We start from the raw sequence: 5062 nt of genomic DNA on the forward strand, positions 1-5062 counted from the left end.
TCTACACCAGAACGTTTAACAGGACGGGAGTTGCTGCGAAATTACAAAATTGGCGACTGGGAAAAGTGCGACTACAACGTCGATTTTAGCAAAACTACTCCTGATTGTATTTTGTACGGTTTTGCGATCGGCGATTCGGGTTCTGAGAAATCCAAGGTTGTTGTAGACACTGCTTATTCCATCACACCCTTCGACGATTCTCACCTCAATTTCACCCTCAATGCACCATTTGAAAGTGGAACAATGAGCCGTCAGGGGGAAGTTACCAGCCGCATTAACAGTCAAGACCACATTTTGCCTCAAGTCTTTTTTCCCAGCATTGTAACGTTGAAAGACCCGACAGAAACAGGTTTTATCTACGTTTTCAACAACATTCTCCGAACGCGGCACTACGGAGCGCAAACTACTCGCACGGGTCGAGTTCGCAATGAATTGATCGGAGTGATTTTTGCTGATGGCGAGATTGTTAGCAATCTGCGGTGGACGCAAAAAATCTACGATTTGATGAGTGCTGCGGGCAAAATTAATCCCCCAGATCCTCTCAATGAAGATGATGTTTTGACTCATGCGAATCGAGCAATTTCTGAACTGATGGATGGAGAGTGCATCTCGCACCGCGATTTTCTCGGCGAATCTTTTAATAGCCTTTTGGCAGAGGTTAAATCGATTTCCAGCGATGAAACTAAACTGCAAGCAATGCTGACTCAAGCCAATACCGAATCAACAGCTTATGCTCAGAAACATATCTTAAAGAGTTCTGAAAAAGGCAAGAAAGGTAAGAAAGCAGTTGCACCTACGGAGTAAAAATAGTGGCTTTTATTTACCGCTGTCAAATCGAGTTGCACGATAGCCTTTATTTTGCAACTCGCGAGATAGGGAGACTTTACGAAACAGAGCCGGTAATTCACAATTACGCGCTTTGTTACGCCCTCGGTTTGGTGGATAGCGAAATCTATTCTACCACCGTTTCTGAAGAACATTCCTATCGCTATTTCTGTCCCGAACAAGTTCCTAAATACGAGCCGCATTTAACGGCGCTCAACCAACAGGGGATTTATGTTACTCCGGGGCGTTCTATTTCTCACTCCTCTACTCTCAATACTTGGAAATACGCCAACAACAACTATCACGTTGAGATGGAGAAAACCCAGAAAAATATCCCTGGTTTTGGACGAACAAAAGAAATCGCGCCGGAAAGCAAATTTGAGTTTTTCATAATCTCAGAGAAGTCTCTCAAACTGGCAAAGTGGATACGGTTGGGAAAGTGGATGAGCAAAGCAGCCGTGGAAATTGTAGAACAGAAGGAAGTCAACCGATCGCCCTCAGAAACCGACTTCATCTTTCCCTATCTTCTCAACCCTTTAGATGTGATGTTTTCCCATCAAGTGATTAGCTACGATGTGGTTAATATGCCTCCGGTTAGCCTCATCCAAAATGTCAAAATGCTAGGGCGATATTACGAGTTTGACAAACTCAAAATTCCGGCGTGTATGGAATACCGCTTTCGGGCCGATTAATAGGAGGCAGAGCCTCTATAAATGTGTTCCCAGGTAGAACCTGGGAACGAGAAATGAGAAATGAGAAAACGAGAAACCAGGGAAAACCTCTCGGCTAATTCAAACCTCTTTTAACCATTAACCAAATATGCCGCACAGCCTAGTCCTCAACATCCTTCCCCTGGCCCCAATTCCCCCCGGATACCTCACCGGAAGACACCTGCACGCCCTCTTTCTCACCCTCGTGAGCTCCGTTGACAAAAAACTCGGCGATCGCCTCCACGATGCCACGGCCCAAAAATCCTTCACCCTCAGCCCTTTGCAAACTAAAAAATGCCCTTTCAAAAAACACCATTTCCTGCAATGGGAACACACAGAACCGATTCCAGAACACACCCTCTGTTGGTGGCGGATTACTCTGCTTGATGACACTTTATTCGGTCAATTAACTAATCTTTGGCTGAATCTCAATCCGTCGAAGCCGTGGCATCTCGGGCCCGCCGATTTGATGATTGCTAAGATTCTCGGAACGCCCCAAGTAGATCAGCCTTGGGCTAATGCTTGCGATTACTCTCAATTGTACGATCGCGCTTCCGAAACTAATCGCTTAATTGCCTTCAGTTTTGCAACTCCTACTACCTTTCGACAGGGAAAATTTGATTCGGTGATTCCTACTAGAGACTGCGTTTTTAACAGTCTCCTCACTCGGTGGAATAAGTACAGCCCGATCGCAATTCCCGATCTTCCGTTGGATGCACTTTTTTCGACATTTGTCAATATCAAAAGTGAAAGATTGACTAACTATCAAAGCGATTTTGTCGGCATGGTTGGGGAGGTTAGTTATCGGATTTTGGGAGATGTCGAGCCTTTAGTGATTAAGCAAATTAATGCTTTGGCTGATTTTGCTGTTTACTGCGGGGTGGGGAGGAAAACTCCGATGGGGATGGGAATGACTCGAAGAATAGTTGTTAATAAGAGTTCTTGATAACTGAACGTAAAACCCATAGTCCGGCAAGGGTTGAAACCCCTGCCTCAAAGCTAAAGTCCTCTAAAGAGGACTGCAAGTATGAATGATTAAATTACTTCTTCAGTCGCTTTCAACCTTTGCGCTTACTGTTACCGATAAGAGCAAAATCTCATCAATGATTAAATTACTTCTTCAGTCGGTTTCAACCGGTAAGTTCATGTTGGGGCTTAGACGCTCCCGTCAATGATTAAATTACTTCTTCAGTCGGTTTCAACCGACTTTAGCTATGAGACAGGGGTTTCAACCCCTGGCGGACTGGGGCATCACTAATTAATTCCAATTACCAATCTCCTACAAACCATCAAAAACATGAACGATTTAGATTACATTTCGATCGCAACTCTCAACCAATACTCCTATTGCGCTCACCGCTGTTGGCGAATGTCTTGCGCTGGAGAATTCACCGATAATCAGTATACCATTGAAGGCACGAGTTTGCACGATCGCGTTCACACGATGGGCGAAATTAACCGCGATGAAACTTGGCAGGTTCGGGCGATTTGGCTGAAATCCGAGCGCTACAAGCTGATTGGTAAATCGGATTTGATTGAGTCGGCTGAGGGTGAGATTTATCCGGTGGAATACAAGCGGGGACGGAAGGGGGAATGGGATAACGACGAGTTGCAAGTTTGCGCCCAAGCGCTTTGTTTGGAGGAGATGACGGGGAAAACTATTGCGACTGGATATGTGTATTACGCGCAGTCGCATCAGCGGCAATTAGTCGAGATTTCTGAGGGTTTGAGACAGGATGCGATCGCAACTATTGAAAAAGTCGGTGCTCTTTGGCGATCGGGAAATATCCCTTTACCAGTTTACACCTCTCGGTGTAAGGGATGCAGTCTTTTTCCCCAATGTCTGCCCCAAGCTGCCGCCAAAGTCAACCGCTATCAAGAAGCAAGTTAATCTGCAAATAGGAGATTTCACAATGGGAACAGTTTACATTACTCAAGAAGATGCTTTTATTGGCAAAGTAGACGAACGTCTTACCGTTAAAGCTGACAAAAAAAATCTGTTGGACGTGCCATTAATTAAGATTGACGGCGTTGTTGCATTGGGACGGGCTACAGTTTCGCCGGCTGTGGTTGTGGAACTTTTGGAACGTCACATTCCTTTAAGTTTTTTGACAGTAAACGGACGTTATTTGGGGAGGTTGGAACCGGAGATGACGAAAAATATCTTTGTGCGAAAAGCTCAGTGGCAAGCGGCTGGGGAATCGGAACAAGCGGTGCATTTAGTTAGAGGGTTTGTACGGGGAAAGCTCAAAAATTACCGCAATACTTTGTTAGAATGTCAACGCAAATATTCTCCCCAGGATTTGGAAAAGCCCATCGCCCAATTGAAACAAGTCATCGCCTCTATTGATAAAACTTCCAATATTAATTCTCTGCGAGGATTAGAGGGGGCGGGTAGTGCGACTTATTTTGGCTGCTTCAATCGGCTGATTCGCGTGCCGGAATTTAGCTTTGAAGTTCGCCGCCGCCGTCCGCCTACAGATCCGGTTAACTCTCTGTTAAGTTTGGGATATTCTCTGCTGCGGCACGATGTTCAAAGTGCGGTGAATATTGTGGGATTCGATCCGTATTTGGGATATTTGCATTTTGAGCGCTATGGGCGTCCTTCCTTAGCGCTGGATTTGATGGAAGAATTTCGACCTTTGGTAGTTGATGCTGTAGTGTTGACAGCGATCAATTTGCAGAAAGTTTCCCCTAGCGATTTTACGGCAGAACCGTTGAGTGGCGCGGTTTCTTTGACAAAAGAAGCGCTGCACAATTTTTTGCGACTTTACGAACAAAAGAAACAGTCAAAGTTCAAGCATCCAGTGATGGAAAAGTTGTGTAGTTATCAAGAAGCTTTTGAAATTCAAGGGCGGTTGATGGCTAAGTATTTGATGGGTGAAGTTGATAAGGGCATTCGTAGGGACTGAGACTTTCTTTAAAGTTGATGGCTAAGTATTTGATGGGTGAAGTTGATAAGTATCCGCCTTTGGTTCTTAAATAGGGAGGGCAATAAAGTTATGTTTGTTTTGGTTTGCTACGATATATCAGAGGACAAGCGCCGCACTAAGATTCACAATATTCTCAAGTCTTATGGGGAATGGAAGCAGTATTCGGTGTTTCATTGCGACGTGACGGATACCGAGTACGCCCGGATGCGCCAACGTCTGAATAGGGTGATTAAGTCGGAAGAAGACAGCATCCTGTTTCACTATTTGTGTGCTTGCTGTCAGGGCAAGATCGAGCGGATTGGCGGCCGGACACCGATCGATACTACAATCTTTATGGTCTGATTTTGCGTCTGGCTGTAGGTGTAGAACGGAGGGGGGAATTTTAATGGCTCAGAGCTTTACCAGGACTGGGTTTGCGGTGGTTTGTACCTCATGCGGGTCAGACGCAAATGCTGAAAGCTTTAGTGGGAGAGAGTTTGAGGTCTATTGGAATTTTGCCCCCTTGACGGGGCGATCGCTGAAACGGTATATTGATTGCAGTCAGACGCAACTGAACCTTGAAAATTTTATATTTCAAGCCTCCCAGACCCCGGC

General features: G+C 45.3%; 6 protein-coding genes. All 6 read left to right on the top strand.

The window, feature by feature from the left end:
- Positions 1–804, top strand: an 804-nt coding sequence (gene cas7d, locus QUA45_RS27830) for a type I-D CRISPR-associated protein Cas7/Csc2 (RefSeq protein WP_333223097.1), incomplete at its 5' end; no start/stop codon positions are given.
- 5 nt (positions 805–809) lie between these two features.
- Positions 810–1517 (top strand): type I-D CRISPR-associated protein Cas5/Csc1, encoded by a 708-nt coding sequence (cas5d, locus tag QUA45_RS27835; RefSeq protein WP_333223099.1) that lies wholly within the window; start codon positions 810–812, stop codon positions 1515–1517.
- 127 nt (positions 1518–1644) lie between these two features.
- Positions 1645–2481 (top strand): CRISPR-associated endoribonuclease Cas6, encoded by an 837-nt coding sequence (cas6, locus tag QUA45_RS27840; protein ID WP_333223101.1) that lies wholly within the window; start codon positions 1645–1647, stop codon positions 2479–2481.
- Between the two features lie 351 nt (positions 2482–2832).
- Positions 2833–3426: a CRISPR-associated protein Cas4 gene (gene cas4, locus QUA45_RS27845; protein ID WP_333223103.1), complete on the top strand. Its 594-nt coding sequence runs from the start codon at positions 2833–2835 to the stop codon at positions 3424–3426.
- Between the two features lie 22 nt (positions 3427–3448).
- Positions 3449–4447, top strand: coding sequence for a type I-D CRISPR-associated endonuclease Cas1d (cas1d, locus tag QUA45_RS27850; protein WP_333223105.1), 999 nt, complete (start codon positions 3449–3451; stop codon positions 4445–4447).
- Between the two features lie 90 nt (positions 4448–4537).
- Positions 4538–4810, top strand: a complete 273-nt coding sequence (gene cas2 / locus QUA45_RS27855) for a CRISPR-associated endonuclease Cas2 (RefSeq protein ID WP_333100192.1) — start codon at positions 4538–4540, stop codon at positions 4808–4810.
- Positions 4811–5062 lie beyond the last annotated feature (252 nt).

Origin of the sequence: Microcoleus sp. Pol12A5 (assembly GCF_036701435.1) — a bacterium.
Classification (GTDB): domain Bacteria; phylum Cyanobacteriota; class Cyanobacteriia; order Cyanobacteriales; family Microcoleaceae; genus Microcoleus.

What these genes read in the sequence shown, in the direction of transcription:
- cas4 (WP_333223103.1), top strand. Translation starts at nt 2,833, where the DNA reads ATGAACGATTTAGATTACATTTCGATCGCAACTCTCAACCAATACTCC.
- cas1d (WP_333223105.1), top strand. Translation starts at nt 3,449, where the DNA reads ATGGGAACAGTTTACATTACTCAAGAAGATGCTTTTATTGGCAAAGTA.
- cas6 (WP_333223101.1), top strand. Translation starts at nt 1,645, where the DNA reads ATGCCGCACAGCCTAGTCCTCAACATCCTTCCCCTGGCCCCAATTCCC.
- cas2 (WP_333100192.1), top strand. Translation starts at nt 4,538, where the DNA reads ATGTTTGTTTTGGTTTGCTACGATATATCAGAGGACAAGCGCCGCACT.